This window comes from Streptomyces sp. NPDC002845 (assembly GCF_053591955.1).
The window spans coordinates 1-18,171 of sequence record NZ_JBSFUU010000131.1 but is presented as its reverse complement, the minus strand read 5'-3'; the positions used below and the strand labels follow the sequence as shown (position 1 = coordinate 18,171).

At 68.1% G+C, this 18,171-nt stretch carries 17 protein-coding genes; 5 read left to right on the top strand and 12 right to left on the bottom strand.

Annotation, left to right across the window (positions count from 1 at the left end; genetic code table 11):
* Positions 1-440: 440 nt before the first annotated feature.
* The 3 genes from ACWD3C_RS45585 to ACWD3C_RS45575 are packed head-to-tail and all read right to left on the bottom strand — an operon-like array spanning position 441 to position 1,659.
* On the bottom strand, positions 441-737 hold the full coding sequence (locus ACWD3C_RS45585) for an IS3 family transposase (protein WP_451154217.1): 297 nt from the start codon (positions 735-737) through the stop codon (positions 441-443).
* 17 nt (positions 738-754) lie between these two features.
* Complete coding sequence (locus ACWD3C_RS45580; protein WP_451154211.1) at positions 755-1,354, bottom strand: IS3 family transposase; 600 nt, start codon at positions 1,352-1,354, stop codon at positions 755-757.
* On the bottom strand, positions 1,351-1,659 hold the full coding sequence (locus ACWD3C_RS45575; RefSeq protein ID WP_046704780.1) for a transposase: 309 nt from the start codon (positions 1,657-1,659) through the stop codon (positions 1,351-1,353). The genes ACWD3C_RS45580 and ACWD3C_RS45575 overlap by 4 nt, the downstream gene beginning before the upstream one ends.
* Positions 1,660-1,711: 52 nt before the next feature.
* Between ACWD3C_RS45575 and ACWD3C_RS45570 the strand changes: the two genes are divergently transcribed.
* Positions 1,712-2,830: an ISAs1 family transposase gene (locus ACWD3C_RS45570; protein ID WP_451154215.1), complete on the top strand. Its 1,119-nt coding sequence runs from the start codon at positions 1,712-1,714 to the stop codon at positions 2,828-2,830.
* Between the two features lie 237 nt (positions 2,831-3,067).
* The gene (locus ACWD3C_RS45565; protein ID WP_451154209.1) at positions 3,068-3,262 is read left to right on the top strand and encodes a hypothetical protein; all 195 of its coding nucleotides are present in this window, start codon (positions 3,068-3,070) and stop codon (positions 3,260-3,262) included.
* Between the two features lie 82 nt (positions 3,263-3,344).
* Here the strand turns inward: ACWD3C_RS45565 and ACWD3C_RS45560 are convergent, their stop codons facing one another.
* The 8 genes from ACWD3C_RS45560 to ACWD3C_RS45525 form a co-directional block, all read right to left on the bottom strand.
* The gene (locus ACWD3C_RS45560) at positions 3,345-5,369 is read right to left on the bottom strand and encodes a CocE/NonD family hydrolase (protein ID WP_451154207.1); all 2,025 of its coding nucleotides are present in this window, start codon (positions 5,367-5,369) and stop codon (positions 3,345-3,347) included.
* The gene (locus tag ACWD3C_RS45555) at positions 5,362-6,669 is read right to left on the bottom strand and encodes an ATP-grasp domain-containing protein (RefSeq protein WP_451154205.1); all 1,308 of its coding nucleotides are present in this window, start codon (positions 6,667-6,669) and stop codon (positions 5,362-5,364) included. The genes ACWD3C_RS45560 and ACWD3C_RS45555 overlap by 8 nt, the downstream gene beginning before the upstream one ends.
* 183 nt (positions 6,670-6,852) lie before the next feature.
* Positions 6,853-7,071 carry a hypothetical protein gene (locus ACWD3C_RS45550; protein WP_451154203.1) on the bottom strand — a complete coding sequence of 73 codons (219 nt, stop codon included), beginning with the start codon at positions 7,069-7,071 and terminating at the stop codon, positions 6,853-6,855.
* Complete coding sequence (locus ACWD3C_RS45545; protein ID WP_451154201.1) at positions 7,020-7,679, bottom strand: hypothetical protein; 660 nt, start codon at positions 7,677-7,679, stop codon at positions 7,020-7,022. The genes ACWD3C_RS45550 and ACWD3C_RS45545 overlap by 52 nt, the downstream gene beginning before the upstream one ends.
* A gap of 134 nt (positions 7,680-7,813) precedes the next feature.
* Entirely contained in the window at positions 7,814-8,095 is a 282-nt protein-coding gene (locus tag ACWD3C_RS45540) for a hypothetical protein (protein WP_451154199.1), read from the bottom strand.
* Between the two features lie 251 nt (positions 8,096-8,346).
* Positions 8,347-9,819 (bottom strand): IS1380 family transposase, encoded by a 1,473-nt coding sequence (locus ACWD3C_RS45535; protein WP_451154213.1) that lies wholly within the window; start codon positions 9,817-9,819, stop codon positions 8,347-8,349.
* A gap of 785 nt (positions 9,820-10,604) precedes the next feature.
* On the bottom strand, positions 10,605-12,224 hold the full coding sequence (locus ACWD3C_RS45530) for a VWA domain-containing protein (RefSeq protein ID WP_451154197.1): 1,620 nt from the start codon (positions 12,222-12,224) through the stop codon (positions 10,605-10,607).
* 28 nt (positions 12,225-12,252) lie between these two features.
* Entirely contained in the window at positions 12,253-13,452 is a 1,200-nt protein-coding gene (locus ACWD3C_RS45525) for an AAA family ATPase (protein ID WP_451154195.1), read from the bottom strand.
* A gap of 98 nt (positions 13,453-13,550) precedes the next feature.
* Between ACWD3C_RS45525 and ACWD3C_RS45520 the strand changes: the two genes are divergently transcribed.
* Together ACWD3C_RS45520 and ACWD3C_RS45515 are read left to right on the top strand one after the other, a co-directional pair.
* Positions 13,551-13,823, top strand: coding sequence for a hypothetical protein (locus ACWD3C_RS45520; RefSeq protein ID WP_451154193.1), 273 nt, complete (start codon positions 13,551-13,553; stop codon positions 13,821-13,823).
* A 61-nt stretch (positions 13,824-13,884) separates the two neighbouring features.
* Complete coding sequence (locus ACWD3C_RS45515) at positions 13,885-14,493, top strand: hypothetical protein (RefSeq protein WP_451154191.1); 609 nt, start codon at positions 13,885-13,887, stop codon at positions 14,491-14,493.
* 243 nt (positions 14,494-14,736) lie between these two features.
* Here ACWD3C_RS45515 and ACWD3C_RS45510 read toward each other — a convergent pair whose 3' ends face one another.
* A complete protein-coding gene (locus ACWD3C_RS45510) occupies positions 14,737-15,099 on the bottom strand; it encodes a transposase (protein WP_451154189.1) in 363 nt (120 codons plus the stop codon).
* Between the two features lie 346 nt (positions 15,100-15,445).
* Here ACWD3C_RS45510 and ACWD3C_RS45505 point away from each other — a divergent pair, with 346 nt between their 5' ends.
* Complete coding sequence (locus ACWD3C_RS45505) at positions 15,446-18,145, top strand: polysaccharide lyase family 7 protein (RefSeq protein WP_451154187.1); 2,700 nt, start codon at positions 15,446-15,448, stop codon at positions 18,143-18,145.
* Positions 18,146-18,171 lie beyond the last annotated feature (26 nt).

Here is an 18,171-nt window from a genome sequence, read left to right as displayed (position 1 = left end):
GTCTGTTCGCAGCCGGGCCCAGTTCGCCCGACCCACCCACGCATGGTCTGTTTCACACCGCTTCGCGCAGATCATTTCGCTGAGAAAACGTCAGTAGTCACTGGAGAGCCGGATGACCGGGAAACCGTCATGTCCGGTTCGGCGGGAGGCCAGGGCTCCGTCAAGTTCCGTGCTTGCGTGGAGGATTGACGGTCAGGCCGGTAGGGGCGGATAACAGAGCAGGCACGGGGGTTCGTGATCATTGTGGTGTCGAAGCCAGATGATCACGAGGATGTCCCGTGCCTGCTGTTGCATCTTCCCCTATCCCTGCCGTGCTGGAGAAGCTGGGGCCGCTGGACGCGGACCGGATCGTTGACCTGGGCCCCTACCTCGAATCGGTTCCGGATCCGCGCTCACGCCGGGGCCGGTGTGAGGTTCCCCCGGTGTGCGGGGGGTGCTGATCAGCTGGTCAGGGCGGGTTGACGGGGTTTCAGGTTCGTTCGTTCGGCCGTTGCCTGGTCGGCGTAGTGCTTCTCCTCGAACTCGACCGGGCTGAGGTAGCCGAGCCGTTTCTGGATGCGCCGGGAGTTATAGAAGCCGTCGATGTACTCGAAGAGCGCGAGGTTCGCCTCGGCCCGGGTGGCGAAGACACGGCCGCGGATGCACTCCGTCTTGATCAGCATCCATAAATTCTCCGCGAGAGCGTTGTCGTACGAGTCCCCGACCGAGCCCATGGACGCGTGAACTCCCGCCCGCACCAGGCGAGTTGTCAGCTTCACAGACGCTGACAGCCGTGGTCGGCGTGGTGGACGAGTGTGCCGGGCTCGACCTCGCGGGAGGCGAGGGCGTACTCGAGGGTGGTCAGGACCAGGTCGGCGTCCGCGCGGGCGGAGGTCTCCCAGGCCACCACCCGGCGCGAGAACGCGTCGCGGATCGCGGACAGCCACAAGGGTCCCTCACTGGTTGCGATCATCGTGAGGTCGGTGACCCACAGCCGGTTCGGCGTGGGCGCCGTGAAGTCGCGCTCGACCAGGTCCGGGGCGAGCGTGGCTTTGGGATCGCGGCGCGTGAAGCTGCCCCGGCGCGGGCTGACGCCCGCGATGTCGGCCTCGCGCATCAGGCGCTCGACCCGTTTGCGGCCCACGTGCACGCCTTCGCACTTCAAGGCCGCGTGGACGCGCGGCGAGCCGTAGATCCCGCCCGAGTCGGCGTGGATCTGCCGGATCTGCTCGGTCAGCTCCGCGTCCTGGCGGACGCGCTCGCAGGGCTCGCGCTCGGCACGGCGCCAGCGGTAGTACGTGGAGGAGGCGATGTGCAGTTCCCGGAGTACGCACTCGACCCCCAGGTCGGGGTGCTCGTCAAGGAGCGCCGTCACCTGGGCCGGGTCGGGTCGAGCTGCGCCGCGAAAAACGCCGAGGCCGTCCGCAGCACCTCGTTCGCCCGCTTGAGCTGGGCATTCTCCTTGCGCAGGGCGGCGAGTTCGGCGCGTTCATCGGTGGTGAGCCGGTCATCGCGCTCGCCGGCGTCCGCCTCGGCCTGGCGGATCCAGCCGCGCAGGGCCTCCGGATGCACGCCGAGGTCGACGGCGAGTTTCTTGATCTGCGGCTTCGGGTCGGAGGTGCGGTACATCCGCACTGCACGCTCACGCAACTCCAGCGAGTACTTTCTGGGGGCGGCCATGGTCGATGTTCCTCTCATGAGTCCCATCTGACCCTCTGTCAACTCACTCCGCATCTCGGGGGAACCTCAGTGGTACTCGCTGACGGCGATCTTGCTGATGTGTGCCTGCGCGGCCGTCTGCGGTGCGAAGAGCATCGATGAACTCGCCGAGTTCGGCGAGCGGGCCACGAACTCGCTGCTGGCATCCCTCGGGGTACGCCGTCACCTGCTCGGCTGGCGGCGCAGCCCCAAACCGGTCACTCTCGGACGCGTCCTTCAGGCACTTGACGGCGACGCCCTGGACCAGGCTGTGGGCGCCTACCGGGCCGACCGGCACCGCATCACCGCGTCCGCGGACATGCCCGAGGCCCGATCGCGGCAGATCATCGCCGTGGACGGCAAGGCCCTCAAGGGCTCAGCCCGCCTGGCCGCGCCGCGGCGTCACCTGCTCTCGGCGGTCACCCACGACCGCGTCGCCACGATTGCCCAGGTCGAAGCCGGTGCGAAGACCAACGAAGTGCGCCACTTCAAACCCCTGCTGGCACCGCTCGACCTCGCCGACACCGTCGTCACCTTCGATGCCCTCCACTCGGTGAAGGCCAACATCACCTGGCTGGTCGAGACGAAGAAGGCCCACTACATCGCCGTCATCAAGACCAACCAGCCCACCGCCTACGCCCAGCTCGCCGCCCTGCCCTGGACCTCGATCAAGGTCCAGCACACCGCCTCCGCCACCGCCCACGGCCGCCGCGAGTCCCGCTCGATCAAAACCTGCGCTATCGCCGACAACCTCGGCGGCATCGCTTTCCCCCACGCCCACCTCGCCATCCGGGTCCACCGCCGCCGCAAGCCCACCGGCCGGCCCGAAACCCGCGAGAACGTCTACGCGGTCACCAGCCTCGCCGCCCATCAAACCCGCCCCATCGACCTCGCCGCCGCCATTCGCGGGCATTGGGGAATCGAAAATTCTTCCCACTACATCCGAGATGTCACGTTCGCCGAGGACGCCTCGACCATTCACACCGGCACCGCACCCCGCGCCATGGCCACCATCCGCAACCTCGCCATCGGCACCCTGAAGATCCTCGGAGCCGACAACATCGCCAAGACCACCCGCGCCATTCGCCACGAACCCGAACGAGCACTCGCCATCCTGGGCATCACCAACAACCCAGACACTCACGGAACTTGATCAAGCCCTGGCGGGAGGCCGCGCGGAACAGGACCTGCCACGGCAGACACCCCGCCGCGCGGCCGACCCAACCTCCTGGCTGGCCGGATGCCGCCGCCTGCACCTTCGTCTGCTTCCGCTGGCTCACCAAATGAGACGACTTCAAGGCGCTGGAGACGCGCTGACGTCCTACCTTCGTCCTTCGGCAAGGCCCGGTACCGCCGACACAACCGCTGCCGAGCGGTGCGTGAACGAGCGGTGCGTGAACAAGTAGAAGCGCGGAAGCAGTTCCGCGCGGCGGTCACGTACGACAAGCGTGATCACCTCTGGGGCGTGGAGGCGACGGTCGGATTCGTCCTGCGGCCGACGGTCGTCTCCCGGGTCCCGGACCCCCAGCGCTTCATCCGCAGAAGGCGCCGGCTCTCCGGCCGGCCTCTGACGCGCCAGCCCTGACGCGCCAGCCCTGACGCGCTAGCCCTGACACGCCGCCCCAGTCCATGGGGCCGCGCATTCGCTCCGCGGTATCCGCCCCGCCTCACAGCAGATCCCGGGGCACGGTGTGCGCCCAGTTGCGCGAGTAGACGCGGCGCTCGCCCTCGAATCCGTCGAGCCGCGCGTGCAGCAGGAACTCCTCACCTGTGCAGGTCAGGACGGTGGACGTCACGGTATGGACGTCCCAGCCGTCCCTGCGGAACGACATCGTCGACTCCACCTTGCCCCACACCGACTCGAAGTCGTCGGCCACCCAGCCATAGCGCTGGTAGACGTGGCGTCCCACCTCATGGCCGAGGTCGTCGAAACGCACCACCCCGCTGTCCTTTACCACTTGGAGCTCCGAGTGGTACGTGACGAGATCACGCGATACCGTCCATCGCTCCTCGCCCGGCCGAACCTGTGTGGTGGGCATCGGCGGCGCGCCTTCCGGCTCGTCGAACGGGCGCGGCGTCACCTCGTCGGTCTCGGCGGCCGACCGTATCGGCAGCTGAAGGCGGCTGCTCCCGGTGAACACGCTCACCCGCACCGGCCGTGGCGGTGGCCAGGCCAGCGGCCAGTACGAGGTGGACAGCGACAGCCGGATCCGGTGCCCGGCCGGGAACGCCTGGGCCACCCCGTTCATCTGGAAGCGCACCCGGTACCGTCGGCCGGGGACCAGGGGCTCCGGGGCCTCGTCGCCGTCACGATGGGTGAGATTGAGCATGCCGAACGTGACGCGGGTCGCGCGGCCGTCCGGGGCCACGTCGGATAGCCGGACGGCGACCATCGCCACGGGCTCGGTCACCGCGAGGTCCAGCTCCACGACGGGCGCGCCGAGGATCTCGCACCGGTCGGGCAGCAGGTCGGTGTTGAAGACCAGCGAACCGCCGTCCTCCTCCCGCTGGTCGTAGGGCAGGTCGGGGGGAGCCGCGTAGGAGCACCACTTTCCGGCGAACTGCCCCACCGACAGCGGCGACTCGACGGTCAGTTCCTCCTCGTCGACCTGTTCCCCCTGCCCGCAGATGCGGTAGTGGGCCAGCGGGAATTCCTCCGTACGGGTGTGCGGCGAAGGCCATGAGGGCTCCCCGACCCAGCGGCCCGGACGCTCCTCGTACGCGGTGGACGGAGGCATGCTCTCCTGCATCCAGACGCGCAGCGTCGGCTCGTGGGTCGTACCGTTGTCGATCTTCTTCAGCCAGCGGTCCCACCAGCGCACCACTTCCTGCAGGAACCCGATCGCCGGCCCCGGCACCCCCAGATGCGGGTACTTGTGCGACCACGGCCCGATCAGCCCCATGCGTGGCACGTCCAAGTGCTCCATCAGCCGGAACACCGCGTTGGAGTACCCGTCGGCCCACCCGCTGACGGCGAAGACGGGGCACCGCACGTTCTGGTAGTTCTCGCTGACCGAGCCGTGCCGCCAGTACTCGTCCCGACGCTGGTGCCTCAGCCACTCGTGCAGCCACAGACCGCTGCCCTCCAGGCGCTGCAGCCACATCTCCCGCCAGCGTTCGCCGACCACCGCCGGGTCGGGCGGGCATGAGGTGTGGGCGAACATGGTGGACGCCTCCGACAGGTTGTCCGACAGCAGGCAGCCGCCCATGAAGTGCATGTCGTCGGCGTAGCGGTCGTCGGTGAAGGAGACGATGACGATCGCGCCCAGGCTCGGCGGCTGCCGTTCCGCGACCTGCAGGGCGTTGAAGCCGCCCCAGGAGATGCCCATCATCCCTGTCCGCCCGTTGCACCACGGCTGGTCGGCGAGCCAGGCGAGGACTTCTTCGGCGTCGGCCTGCTCCTGCTCCAGGTACTCGTCGGTGAGCACCCCTTCGGATTCACCGGTGCCGCGCAGATCGACGCGTGCGCAGGCGTATCCGTGGCCTGCCATGTAGGGGTGGTGGATGGAGTCGCGGACCGCGGTCAGGTCCCGTTTGCGGTACGGGATGTACTCCAGGATCGCGGGTACCGGTTCGTCGTCCGAGGAGACCGGGCGCCAGACGCGGGCCGAGAGCCGAGTGCCGTCGGACAGCGGAATCCACAGGTGCTCTTCCTCACTGATCGCATACGGCAGCGAGGTCACCTCACGCATCACACAACTCACCTCCTTCCGCGTCGTTCTCGACGCGGAAGTCCAGCGCTGCCACGCAGCGGTCGTACCTCTGCCGCAGTTCCTGTTCGTCGTCGGCTGCGACGTAGATGTGGGCGAGCTCGTAGCTGTAGCTGTTGTGGGTGTGTGGCGACTCGGACAGCCGCATGCCCACGTCGACGATCGGGACCACATCCACCACCCCGGGGATCGTGCGCGGCAGGCGGTCGATGTCCGCGTCCGAGGCCCGGTGCCGGACCCTTCCGCCCTGGAAGCGGCGCAGGAACCACTTGGCCGCGACGTTGTACGGGCCCTGCCGGTGGGGCAGGCGCGGGTCCCGGCCGAGCGCGATACTGATCATGCAGTGGTGGTTCGGGAAGCCGTCGACCTGCTCGAACAACTCGGCATGCGACTGCGAATGCCGTGGATTGATCTCCAGAAGGCTGACGGTGCCTTCTTCGGGCCAGCAGAAGTACTCGATGCAGAACGTCGAGTTGTCCAGCCCGATCTGCGCGATCACCCGTTGGGAGACGTCCTCCAGCCGGCGCAGAATGTGCGGCGGCAGAGTGGACGGGTACTGGTATCGCAGGAAGCTTGAGCTGTCGGGGTAGGTGACGGAATCGACCACCCCGTAGATCTTGATGTGTCCCGCCTGGGAGTACCCCTCCACGGTCGCCTGCGCCCCGGAGAGCGCCTCCTCCACAAGGCACGCCCCGCCGCCGGCCGCGGCGATCTCGGGCGGAGGGTCGAGCCGCCGGAGAATGTACTCGAACGCCCTGCCGATCCTGCCGATGCCCTCCCGGACCTCCGCCACCGCCGCATGGAACTGGGCGTCGTCCGTCACCCGGAAGGCGAGCTGGGAGGCGTACGACTTGACCGGCTTGATCCACATCGGATAGCGCAGGCCCTCCGGCGGCCGGACGGGCTTGTCGAGGTCGAGCAGCGCGAACCGGGGGTGCGCATCGGTCACCTTCTGCTGTTCGAGCCTGCTCCAGTACTTGTGCTCGCACTTGACCACCGCTTCCAGGTCGGCGGAGGACAGTCCGAAACGACGGCACAGAATCGGCGTCATGGTGCTCACCGGGAAGTCCCAGTACCCGACGATCGCGTCGATTGTCACCGAGGCTTCCTCAAGCTCCCGCTCCGCCTTCTCCAGCAGCTCGGGCACCGGGATCTCGCCCCCCTGCAGCTCGTCCCGGCTCAGCAGCGGGTGGAACCGGTACTCCTCGGCGTGCGGCACGTCCCGCAGCGTCTTGAGGTTCTGCTTGTCGAGCCCCAGCACGAAGATGTTGGCTGATCCCATGTCGCCTCCTCGCCGGGCGGCCCACCTCCGGTGCCCTCCGGGTGGCCCTGATCACGGTGGCCAAACGCTCGAACGTGCCGCTTCCACGGAAAGCCGCGTCCGTCCGTCCCACCGCTCGCGCAACCGCAACCCGGCGAGCTGAGCCAACAGGTCGTTCCCGACGGCCACGCATACCGGAAGGGATCAGCGCCCCCGCCCCCACGGGCGCCGTTTGGCCGACTTGCGCGCGGCGTCCACCACCTTCGCGGCGGCCCCCAGCTTGGCGACGATGCCGGCGCCCGCCGGCCCCAGCACGCCGACGAGTTCCTCGCCGAGCTTGAGCACCATCCTGGCCCGGTCGAGCTCGCCGATCAGCGCGAGACACTGCGCGTAGATCGCGTAGGTGTTGCCCAGCTCCCACATGCTGATCGGGCGCCCCGGGTCGAGCAGCTCCTGGCGCAGCTGGAGCGCCCGCGACCCGGCGAGCGCCGCTTCCTGGGCACCCCCGCCCCGCTCCAGATGCCGGTGCAGCAGCGCGGTTGCGTAGTTGTGGTAGCCGGTCGCCGTCGCCGCCCCGCGGCGGGCGGCTGCACAGTGCGCGGCCCGACGCCGAGCGCCTGGTCGACCAGCGCGATGCGGGCGTCGGCGTCCCCGGTGGCGAACGCGACTTCCCCCAGGTCGACCATGGCGGTGATGAGCTCCGCGAGCGCCTCGTCCCGCCGGGGCGCGGTCACGTCGCGCTCCTCTTGGGCGACAGCTTCGTTGAGCTGCTCGAACAGCGTCACGGCCTGCCTGCCTGGTGCCAACCCGTCGGCGGCACGCCCCATCATCGACAACAGCATCGAACGCCGCCACAGTGCCCGGGCCAACTGCCGCTCGTCGTTGCGGTCCGGCTTCCGCGCGTCCCGGACGGCGGCACGGTACGCGTCGATGACCTTGCCCCACACTGCATCGGCGTCGGACCAGGTCCGCTGCTGTGCGGAAAGGTCCCGTGCCCGCTCGAACAGTGCTTCCCGCTCGTCCGGCCCCATCCGCTCGCCGCCTTCCGCAATCAATATGCGTACGTCGAACCCATGCGTACGTCGATGCCATCCGGACGGGTGCACAGCCGGACGGCGTCGACCACCATCGCTCCGCCCCCTCCGTACGACGCGGGAGACGGTCGTCAGCTGACCGAAGGCCCGCCCCCGGCCCGCTCGGCCAGCAGGCGCCGTACCTGCTCGTGCGAGACCCCGCAGAACGCCCCGATCCTCCGCAGCCCCCACCCCTCATCCGCAGCGGCGGCCATCGCCTCGACCCGGGCCTCGTCCAACGCACCCACCAGCGCGCCACGCAGCTCCTCCAGCAGCCGCATCCGGAGCGCCGGGGCCAGCCCGTCCAACTCCCGACAGAACCGCTCCACATCCGAGCGCAGGAACTCCACCCGCGGGTCACTCACTTCATCCACGCGGCACAGCGAACAGCCAGTTCAACCCGGGTGTCAAATCATGTGACACCAAACTGCACTCTCTGCATGGTTCCTACTCGACCCCGGAGAGGTGTGAGGCAGGTTAGCCTCCCCGTTTCAGTTGGGTTGGCTGAGCTGGGCTGACTGCGGTGGGCCGTGACTGTCGGCGGGTGGGTATGCCTGGGGCCCGGCGCTCGGGTCGGGTGCTCCGGGTTCCTCGGGTTGTGGGTGGGCAGCGGCAGCGCGGTTGGTCAGGTGGCTGGTCTCGGTAGGGCCGCGAGGCAGGCGAAAGCGTTCGCCAGTTCATGTCGCCAGGGCCAGGTGGCGGCGATCCGCAGGTGGAGGCGGCGGCCTCCACGGGTGATACGGGCAGCGGCGTGCGGCAGTCGGTAGCGGGGCTTCTTCGGCTCGGCGGTGGCCGGTTCGCCGTCCAGCAGCAGGGTGCGGGTCCAGGTGAGCAGGTCGATTGCGGTCAGGGACAGCTCCAGCCCAGGCCGCGTTGAAACCTGGAAGAGCCGGGAAGGAAAGCGGTCGGAGCCGGTGGTTTTGCCGCAGCGGATGCGGTCCTTGAGGCGGGCGTGCGCGCGGTGGCGGATCTTGAGGTGCTGGATGGATCCGCCGCCGCCCGCGATGGGAGTGTGGGTGAGGAAGACCTGGTGGCGCATGCCCTGGTCGAGGTCGAACAGGGAGAGCTGGGCGCCGGGATGCGGGCGCTCACGTCGCACGATGGTGCGGGTGCCGTCGGGATGTCCGGCCAGGTCGATCATGCCGGTCAGCTCGGCGACCTCGGCTGAGCCGCGCAGGGATCCGTCCTGTTCCAGGGCCGGGTGCCAGATGCGGTCGGGCAGGGTCCGGATCGCGCGCCGGACCGGTTCGGTGACGGGGTGTCCGGCGGAGAAGAAGGTCTGGATGCCCTGAGCCCGCAGATTTCGCAGGTGGGTCAGGAATGCTTTGGCGCCGCCGGCGCCGCCGGCGGTGCTGTCGGTGCTGTCGGTGCTGTCGGTGCGGGTGAGGATGGTGGTGCCGTGGCGGTGGGCATCGGGGATCTGGGCGAGGGCGGCGTCCAGGACGGTGATGTGGTCGCTCGCGGTGTTCGCGCCGGCGTTGCCCGGCCGCAGCAGGCCGGTCAGGGCCTTGCCGGTGTTGTCCGGGAAGCACAGCAGCGGATGGAAGCCGAAGCCGTGTTTGTAGGTGGCGGCCGCCTGTTCCTTTTCGGAGTGGCAGGTGACGAGGGTGGCGTCGAGGTCCGGGACCAGGCCGGGCAGGTCGCGTTCGCCCGCGCGGGAGACCGGTATCCCGCGCCGCGTCTCGGCGGCCTGCAGCCAGGCGGTCTCCCGGGCAGCGGCGCGGGCCGTGCGCAGTGCCGCGAGTGCGGTGGTGTCGATGTCGGCCAGGACGCGCCAGGCGGTGGGGGTGGAGACGACCGGACCGAATACCTCGCGCTGGTCGCGCAGGAGAGCCGGGTCGGCTATTGCCTCGCCGCCGTCGGCGAGCATCACCGCCAAGTCGACCGCCACCCGGCCGGGATCGTGGCCGGTGCCGCGCGGCCGCAACCGGTGCAGCGCGTTGGCGAAGGAGCCGGTCAGGCCCGTGGCATCGGCGAGATCGGCCAGCAGGCGGGATCCGGCGTGGCTGACCACTCCGCGACCGTCGGCCGAGACGATGAGCTTGGGACGCGACCCGGTAGTGTGCACGCAGAAAGTGCCTTCCTGCTGTGGTGACAGAAGCCCTGGACAAGCCTCATCATCCCAGCTCAGAAGGCACTTTCATGTTTCCGCCCAAGATCCGGACACGTCGGCAAGCGAAACGCGCAGGCTAGGCAGGTATGGGCGGGCGCCTCTGTAGATTGCAAGAGGGGGCATGAAACTGGCGACCTCGCGTAATCGCGGGTCGCGTATTCCTCGTGCCTGTGAGGGGTCGCAATCACGGTGCGTGGTCGCCGGTTCTGGCCTCCCAGCGAGGAGGCATATAACACTTCCTCGCCCACGTGCGGTTCCTGCCAACCCGCTCCATCAGCTCGTCTGGCATCAAGACCTCCCCTGCGCATCCCGCTCAACCGGCTTATCGGTCGGGCTGAAGCGATGACCCCATGTCTCCCCGTACGGGGGGTGCGTGTGCTCCTTACACGTGTGAAGCTGCCACCACTGGTCACCGGGGCACATGTGTCCGCCTCCATCGGGCATGGAGACGAGCCTACGCCCCACGCCCGGGGGCCGGACCGACGGAGGAGCACGAGTGACCGTGGAACGCACCGCAGCGCGCGGGGGTCGGCCGACCGTAGTCGGGGTACGGAAAACTGATACGCCAGAAACCCGCCATGGGGTGATCTTGGAGCGTTGAGCGCCCCGCCCCGCCCCGCCCCGTCACCCGTTCGGCCGCTCGGGTCAGGTCCTGCGCGGGGCGCAGCCGGGGCAAGGCAGGGTGCCAGCGGGTGGGGCCCTGGTCGACGGGTGCCCAGCTGCGGGAACGGATCCTCTCTTGTGTCGGGGTGGCGGGGGAGGAGGTCGGGTTAGATAACGCGGAAGAGGTCGGCGGCGGCGTGGACGTCGGTGAGGTCCTCGATGGAGCGGAGGTTGTCACACAGGGCGTCCAGGACCGAGTCGGCTTCGGCGGCGCGCGGGGCGCCGATGGCCACGCCGAAGACCCGGAAGCCCAGCAGGTGCTTGGCGTCGTTCCAGCCGCGCATCCATTCCTCGGTGACGCCGCAATCGTCGTCGGTGAGCATCACGATGTCGCCGCGCGTGCGGGCGGCGTCGTTGAACTCCTCCTTCAGCAGTTCGCCGGCCGCTGTCAGCGGCCTCTGGTAGTTGGTGCCACCGCCGAAGAAGGTCTCCGCGAAGTCGAGTACATGGGCAATGTCGGCGGGCCGGTCGGCCGGGAAGCGGAAGACCTGGAGCTTGTCGGCGGCGGAAAACAGGATGCCGACGAAGTCACGCCCCGCGTGGCGGGCCTGATCCAGCAGTGCCAGGGCGCACGCCTTGGCCCACGCCTCCCGGGTGACCCCGCCGGGCCCTGCCTCGTACATGGAGTGCGAGGTGTCGACGCACGCGATGATGGCGCCCCGGCCGGTGGTCTGCTCTCCCTGGCTGTCATAGAGCATCAGCTCCCCGGCGGCGTAGCGCGCGGCGAACACCGCACGCAGCTCAGGCAGGCCGAGGCTGGCCAGCTCGGAGGGGATGACGCGGGAGAGGTCATTGCCGAGCGTGACGCCGACCAGCTCCCCGGCGGCGTTCTCCACCTTGCGAGCGCGCTCACCGCCGGCCATCTGCCGGAAGCGACCGATCAGCTCGGCCCACTGTGCGAGACGGCCGGTGCGCAGCCGCTCGGCGAGCCGAGCGCGCTGGTCGAACGGCATCCGCTCCAGCTCGCCGGGACCAACGCCCCATGCCCGCATGAGGGCGGCCTCCTCCCGCGCGGCCTCGGCGGCCTTCGCTGCCGCGTTCCGCGCGGCGCCACGGATACCAGGGGCCGCTGCCGTGAGGGCCTGCGCGGCGTCCTGGGCCGCCTGCCGCGCAGTGGCCTCGGCGGCCTCGATCGCCTGTTGTACGGCGTCGGCGGCCGGGGCCGGCACGGTGCCCTCCTCGTCGGCCTCATCGGCGGACTGCTGGAGCGCCTCGCCCACGGCGGTCGCCGCGCCATCGGCGTCCCGCTGGGCCTTCTTCGCCTGCTCGGCCTGTTCCTGGGCATCCCGGGAGCGCTCCAGCATCCGGCGCAGCGCGGTGGCCTGGGCAAGCACGGCCATGGCGGCGGCGTAGGGGTCGCCAGCCGTCTCCCGGCGCAGCTCGGTGAACTCCGGTGACTCCACCAGTGAGGTGATGACCTGGTGGTTGACCAGCCGGGAAGGGGTCATCTCCGCGCGCTCGCGCAACCGCGGTCGGACCTTGTAGGCGGCCAGGAACGCGTCGGTCAGAAGGTCGGTGGTGTGGTCGTAGTGGTCGTAGCGCTCGTTCAGCTCCTCGACCAGCTCGCGCAGTCCGGCCGACTGCTCGTAGGTGTTGCGCCATGTGATCCGGTCGAATCGGTCCGCGACCACGGCCATGGTGTGCCGCTCGGGAGCGGCGGCGGACAGGTCCAGCCACTTCCCGGCCTGGCTCGCCGGCTCGCCCAGCTTGCTCGGTGTCTCGCCCATGGTCCTGATCCTGATCCTCCCCCGGTGTTCAGAGCTGGGCCTGCACCATGCTCGCGTCCACGCCGAGAGCCTCGGTGAGGACGCGAGCGCGGACGGCGCGCTGGCGGCCGGTGACTCGGTCGATGGCGGCGGTGGAGCGGACGGCGCCCGCCGCCTCCTCGCGCAGCTTCTCCAGCCGCTTCCCCGCCATGGCGAGCTGGTTGTGGGCCTTCTTGATGACCCACTCGCTCAGCGCCTCGCGGGACTGCCCGGCCATGGCGTAGAGCTGGGCCTCCAGCTCATCGATGGTGTCGGCCAGGTCGAGTGCCTCCTTGGCGTCGGGGTTGACCAGGTGCAGCACCTCGCGCTCGACGGTCGGGCGCTCGGCGGGGGAGTCCCACAGCACGTGGGTTAACCCCGACAGGTCTCTCTCGGCGACTGCCGGGCGGCCGTCGAGGTACGCGGACGCCTGGAGCAGGCCCACCGCCTGCCGCCAGCGGCGGTCAGAGGCGACGAGTTCCTTGCGGCGCAGGGCGGCCCGCAGCGTACACACCGCATCCACGATCACGTCGGGGACGTCCACGGCCGGGACGGCTTCGGTCACGGCGTGCTGCAACGCGGTCAGTTCGACCGTGGTCCGTGTCGGCGCCGCCGGGCGGCTGACGGCGGAGCGGACCAGCACGGCGAAGTTCGAGGGATCTTCCAGGTACCCGACCTCGACCCGCACCAGCAGCCGGTCGTAGATCGCGGCCGCATCCTCTTCGCTGGGCAGTTCGTTGCTCGCCGTGATGGCCCCGATCAGGGGGCAGCGGATCGGCTCGCCGCCGTTCTCGGGGTGGTAGATCCGCTCGTTGAGGTAGCCCAACGTCTCGTTCAGCGCCGCCGTGGAGCACTTGAAAATCTCGTCGATGAACGCGACGTGCGCGGTCGTGGCACGGCCTTCGTACACCTGGCGGTACTCACCCCGGGCCAGCGCGGCGACGTCGATGGGACCGAACATCCTCGTCGGCGCGGTGAACTTCGACGGGAGGATCTCCCAGTAGGACGCCCCCTCGAATCTGCCCGTGAGCTCCCGGGCCATCTCGGACTTCGCCGTTCCGGGCGGGCCGAGCACTAAAGAGTGCTGTCCGGCCAGCAGCGTCACCACCAGCGTCCGCACCACGTCATCCCGCTCATAGAAACGGTCCGCGGGCTCGTCGCTGACCACCCGCAGTCTCTTGGCAGTGTCCTGCGCGTCCTGTACTCCCATCTTCAACTCCCTGACTACGATGCACTGTTGGGCTGACGAGAAGGTCCTCCCGCGGAGCCACGACGAAGTGACAAGTAGCTGAGGGCGATAGCGGTACCGTGAGATGCTCTCACCACGGCGGTCGGCCCCCGGTCATCACCGACGACATGCTGCACACCGTGCTCCGCCGCCGCGCGAACGGCGAGACCGTCGAGGACATCCAGCCCGACCTGCTCATCCCCGCCGGCCGCCGCAAAGGACAGAGCCCCAGCCTCTCCAGCATCTACCGGGCGCTGGCCGAGCACGAGAAGACCCAGGCGTACCCGGAGGCCGTGGAGACGGCGCACGCCGACTTCGCCGCCCTCCAGCAGCGCGACCGCAGCCCCAAGTAGTTACTCAGCGCTACACGTCACCTGGCGGTAGCTATACGAGAACAGGGCCGACCCCCTCCTGGTGATTCTCGTCCTGCCCCCTCACCAGCACCTGTGCTGGCGTCACCAACGCTGGACCCGCTCGACCCATGACATCCCGTTCACGCATCCACCGGTAGTCATCCCAGCTCAGCGGCGACTCGACCAACTCGCCCGCCGCCACCGGCAACTCGGACAGGCCCTCGACCTCGCACGAAAGATCGTCGAGGAGTGGTCTTCCTCCGGCATGCCGATCGACCTCGGCAGCGAGTGGACCAACCGCCTCGATCGCATCGAGAAGCACCCCGTCAGCAAGAAGATCCCCGCCGAGGACCGCCACCACCTCGCGGCGTTCCCCGAGATCGTGGTGCTGGCGAACCTGATCCTCAACCCTCCGAACGACACCATCGATCCCAAAGAGCTCTATCTCGCCACGACAGCAGAACTGAGCCGACGATTCGCCCGGATCTACACCACCCTCGGAACCCAGGCCCCCTCTACCGGCGCTTCTGCCTCCACCGCGAACAAGACTTCCGCAAAAGCCAGGTCGTTTGAGAACAACGAGCTCCAGCATCCTCAAACCACCTGGCACCTCAGCACCCATGAGGGCTGGGGCTGTCAAGGGCCGCAAACGCCCGCCCCGATGCGCTGATGAGCCGTGCGCGCCGGGTTGTTGTCGCTGCTAAGACGGGGACGCCTTGTTGTGGTTCTCCGGAGTTCACGGTCATGCGGAGAGGACTCGCACGCACCCATTCGGCCCCGCCTTGCCGGGCGGGGCCATGACCCTGGTCCGGGGGCCGGGCTGCTCATTCAGGTCATCGAGCGCGGCAGGGCCGGCTCATGCGAAGCTGCGAGCTCGCCCGGGGCTTGGTGTCCCGTCCGTCGGGAGTGATCGTCACGTGGAGGCGCCCGCCTCCTTGGGAGCTTGCGCGGTCTCGTCCTCGCGCAGCAAGTGGTAGGCGTGGGTGAGGAGTTTGTGGGCGATCGCGGTCGTGGCGATCTGCTTGCCACGCCGCCGGGCGAGCCGGGTGTAGGTGTCGGCGTAGGCCGGGCTCCGCTTCGCCCGCTGCGCGGCCTCACACATGATCCAGCGCAGCCACGGATCGCCCTGCTTGGAGATGTGCCCGTAGCGCACGGTACGGTCCGAACCGCGCACCGTCGGGGTGAGCCCGGCCCACGAGGCCAGCTTCCGTGCCGAGGAGAAGCGCGAGATGTCGCCACGTACGGTTTGAAGCGGCGGGGACTGGAAACGGAGCATCAGCCACCGCGCCAGTCCCCGACCCTACTCAGGAGCTGTTGTCGTTCCGGTCTTGAGGGGTGCGGTGTTCGGGACCGGTCCCGCCGTGTGTCTGACAGCGTGGCCCGCATGTCGGAGCCCGACCGGGTCACTCACCATGGCGCCACACAGCTGGGACGAAGCTCTCCGACGCGGTCGTGGCTTGGAACGCGGCATCACCGTTCACAACCTTACGGTGTTCAACCACAACCGTTCAGCGCCAGCTCAACCGCCTTGGTTGATCTGGCGCTTTCAGCCAAAGTGAGGCCCTATGAGACGAATATATCGTGCACTTCTGGTGGGGATGTTAGCCGTCGGAGTCTCGGGTGTGTACCAGCCGGTCGCGTCGGCCGAGGGTTCTCCGGGTTCTCCGTTGGAGGTCACAGCAGTCTCGGCCAGTTCCGATGACGGCAACGTTGCCGCCAACACCCTCGACAACGATCTGAGCACCCGCTGGTCCGCCGAGGGCGACGGGGTATGGATCCGTTACGACCTCGGCTCGGCACAGACCATCGGCTCGGTGTCGCTCGCCTGGCACAAGGGGGACACCAGAAGGGACACCTTCGACGTTGAACTGTCCGACGACGGATCATCGTGGACAACAGCCCTGGCACGAAAAACCAGCAGCGGCACCACACTTCAGCCGCAGAACTACGACTTCGCCGACGCCTCCGCCCGCTACCTGCGCATCGTCGGCCACGGCAACACGTCCAACGACTGGACCAGCATCACCGAGACAACCGTCAACGGGGCCGACGGCGGGGATGACGGTGGCAGCGGCACTTGTGAGTACCCGGCCGACGTGCTGGACCTGACGAACTGGTATATCGGGCTGCCTGTTGGCGAGGAAGAGTCGCCGACCAACGTCAAACAACCACTACTTGCCACGTACTCGAACGACCCGTGGTTCACCGCATCCCCGGATTGCGACGCTGTTCAGTTCCGTGCCGCCGTCAACGGGGTCACCACCAGCGGCTCCAACTACCCCCGCTCGGAACTGCGCGAGATGACAGACTCGGGGCAGACCAAGGCGAGTTGGTCATCGACATCCGGCACGCACACGATGGTGATCGATCAAGCCATCACGGCTCTTCCCGAGGAGAGGCCAAATGTGGTCGCCGGACAGATCCATGACGCCGACGACGACGTCTCGGTCTTCCGCTTGGAAGGCAGCAAGCTCTACATCACCGACGGTGATACCAGCCATCACAAGCTGGTGACGGACGACTACGAGCTGGGCACGGAGTTCCAGGCGAAGTTCGTGGTCAGTGATGGCGAAATCAAAGCTTATTACAACGGTGAGCTGCAGACCACGCTCTCGAAAGACTTCTCCGGCGGCTACTTCAAGGCAGGCGCGTACACGCAAGCCAACTGCGGCAACTCATCGCCGTGCAGCGACGACAACTACGGCCAGGTGGAGATCTACGGGCTGAGCGTCACGCACGGCGACGGCCAAGGAGAAGACGAGGACTCGACGCAGGCCGCCGAACGGTACGGCTGGGGTACACCGCTGCCGATATCCGACGAGTTCGACTACACCGGCCCGGTCGACCCCGCGAAGTGGGATGTACCGTCAGGCAACGTCGGCGGTACGGCCCAATGCTGGAAAGGTCACGGCGGAAACGGCCGCCGGTGCGGGAAGAACAGCACCGTTGCGGACGGCATTCTCACCATGCACGGCGAGGCGAACGGCGACACGGGATGGATCAGGCAGAAGCGTGACACCCAGTACGGTCGGTGGGAAATCCGGTCCCGCTCACGGAACATTGGCTCGGACGGCGGACTCTACCATCCACTGCACCTGATCTGGCCCACCGCAGACAACCGGCTCGAAAATGGGGAGTACGACTGGGTCGAGTACTCGAATCCCGACGCGCAGTGCCTCACGGCGTGGCTGCACTACCCGCAGAGCCCGTCGGACAAGAAGGAACACCACGAACTCTGCCCCGTGGACATGACCGAGTGGCACAACTTCGCCTTCGAGTGGACACCGGAAGCGCTGGTCGGCTACGTCGACGGTGAGGAATGGTTCCGAATGTCGGACGGCGCCGACGACGACCGGGGGAACATCCAGGCGATGCCTCTGGGGAATCTCGTCATTCAGCTCGACAACTTCACAGGCGACAGCGGTCTACGCCCGGCCGTGTTCGAGGTCGACTGGGTCCGGACGTACCCGGTCGCGTCGAACGACGGTTCTCCGGTGAACGTCACGGAAGTCTCGGCCAGTTCCGATGACGGCAACGTTGCCGCCAACACCCTCGACAACGATCTGAGCACCCGCTGGTCCGCCGAGGGCGACGGGGTATGGATCCGCTACGACCTCGGCTCGGCACAGACCATCGGCTCGGTGTCGCTCGCCTGGCACAAGGGGGACACCAGAAAGGACACCTTCGACGTTGAACTGTCCGACGACGGATCATCGTGGACAACAGCCCTGGCACGAAAAACCAGCAGCGGCACCACACTTCAGCCGCAGAACTACGACTTCGCAGACGCCTCCGCCCGCTACCTGCGCATCGTCGGCCACGGCAACACGTCCAACGACTGGACCAGCATCACCGAGACAACCATCTACGGGGCCGACAGCGAAGGCGGCGACGACGGGGATCAGGGCCCCGGCCGCACCGTCCAGGTCGCAGACTCGGACCAGTTGCACAGCGCGTTCGAGGGCGCGCAGGCCGGGGACCGTATCGTGCTCGCGGACGGGCAATATTCGATCGGCAAAATGTCCGGCAAGAGCGGAACCGCTGACCGGCCCATCACCGTCGTCGCGAAAAACCGCGGCAAGGCAGTGATCGACGACGGGCAGCTGGAGGTGGCGAACTCATCGTACGTCACCTTCGAGGGCCTGAAGTGGACGAACAGCGACACGTCGAAGATCACCAGCTCGAACAATGTACGAATGACCCGCAACCACTTCCGGCTGACCGAGGAATCCTCGCTGAAGTGGGTGATCATCCGTAACTGTTTAGGGGTTTCAGCTGGTTGCGGGCAGCATCCATGGCCGTCCGGCGAAGAGGTCGCGTAGGGCGGTGAGGGGGCTGATGCCGTGTT

What these genes read in the sequence shown, in the direction of transcription:
- ACWD3C_RS45575 (WP_046704780.1), bottom strand. Translation starts at nt 1,659, where the DNA reads ATGGCCGCCCCCAGAAAGTACTCGCTGGAGTTGCGTGAGCGTGCAGTG.
- ACWD3C_RS45560 (WP_451154207.1), bottom strand. Translation starts at nt 5,369, where the DNA reads ATGCGTGAGGTGACCTCGCTGCCGTATGCGATCAGTGAGGAAGAGCAC.
- ACWD3C_RS45555 (WP_451154205.1), bottom strand. Translation starts at nt 6,669, where the DNA reads ATGGGATCAGCCAACATCTTCGTGCTGGGGCTCGACAAGCAGAACCTC.
- ACWD3C_RS45550 (WP_451154203.1), bottom strand. Translation starts at nt 7,071, where the DNA reads ATGTGGGAGCTGGGCAACACCTACGCGATCTACGCGCAGTGTCTCGCG.
- ACWD3C_RS45545 (WP_451154201.1), bottom strand. Translation starts at nt 7,679, where the DNA reads ATGGGGCCGGACGAGCGGGAAGCACTGTTCGAGCGGGCACGGGACCTT.
- ACWD3C_RS45530 (WP_451154197.1), bottom strand. Translation starts at nt 12,224, where the DNA reads ATGGGCGAGACACCGAGCAAGCTGGGCGAGCCGGCGAGCCAGGCCGGG.
- ACWD3C_RS45525 (WP_451154195.1), bottom strand. Translation starts at nt 13,452, where the DNA reads ATGGGAGTACAGGACGCGCAGGACACTGCCAAGAGACTGCGGGTGGTC.
- ACWD3C_RS45510 (WP_451154189.1), bottom strand. Translation starts at nt 15,099, where the DNA reads ATGCTCCGTTTCCAGTCCCCGCCGCTTCAAACCGTACGTGGCGACATC.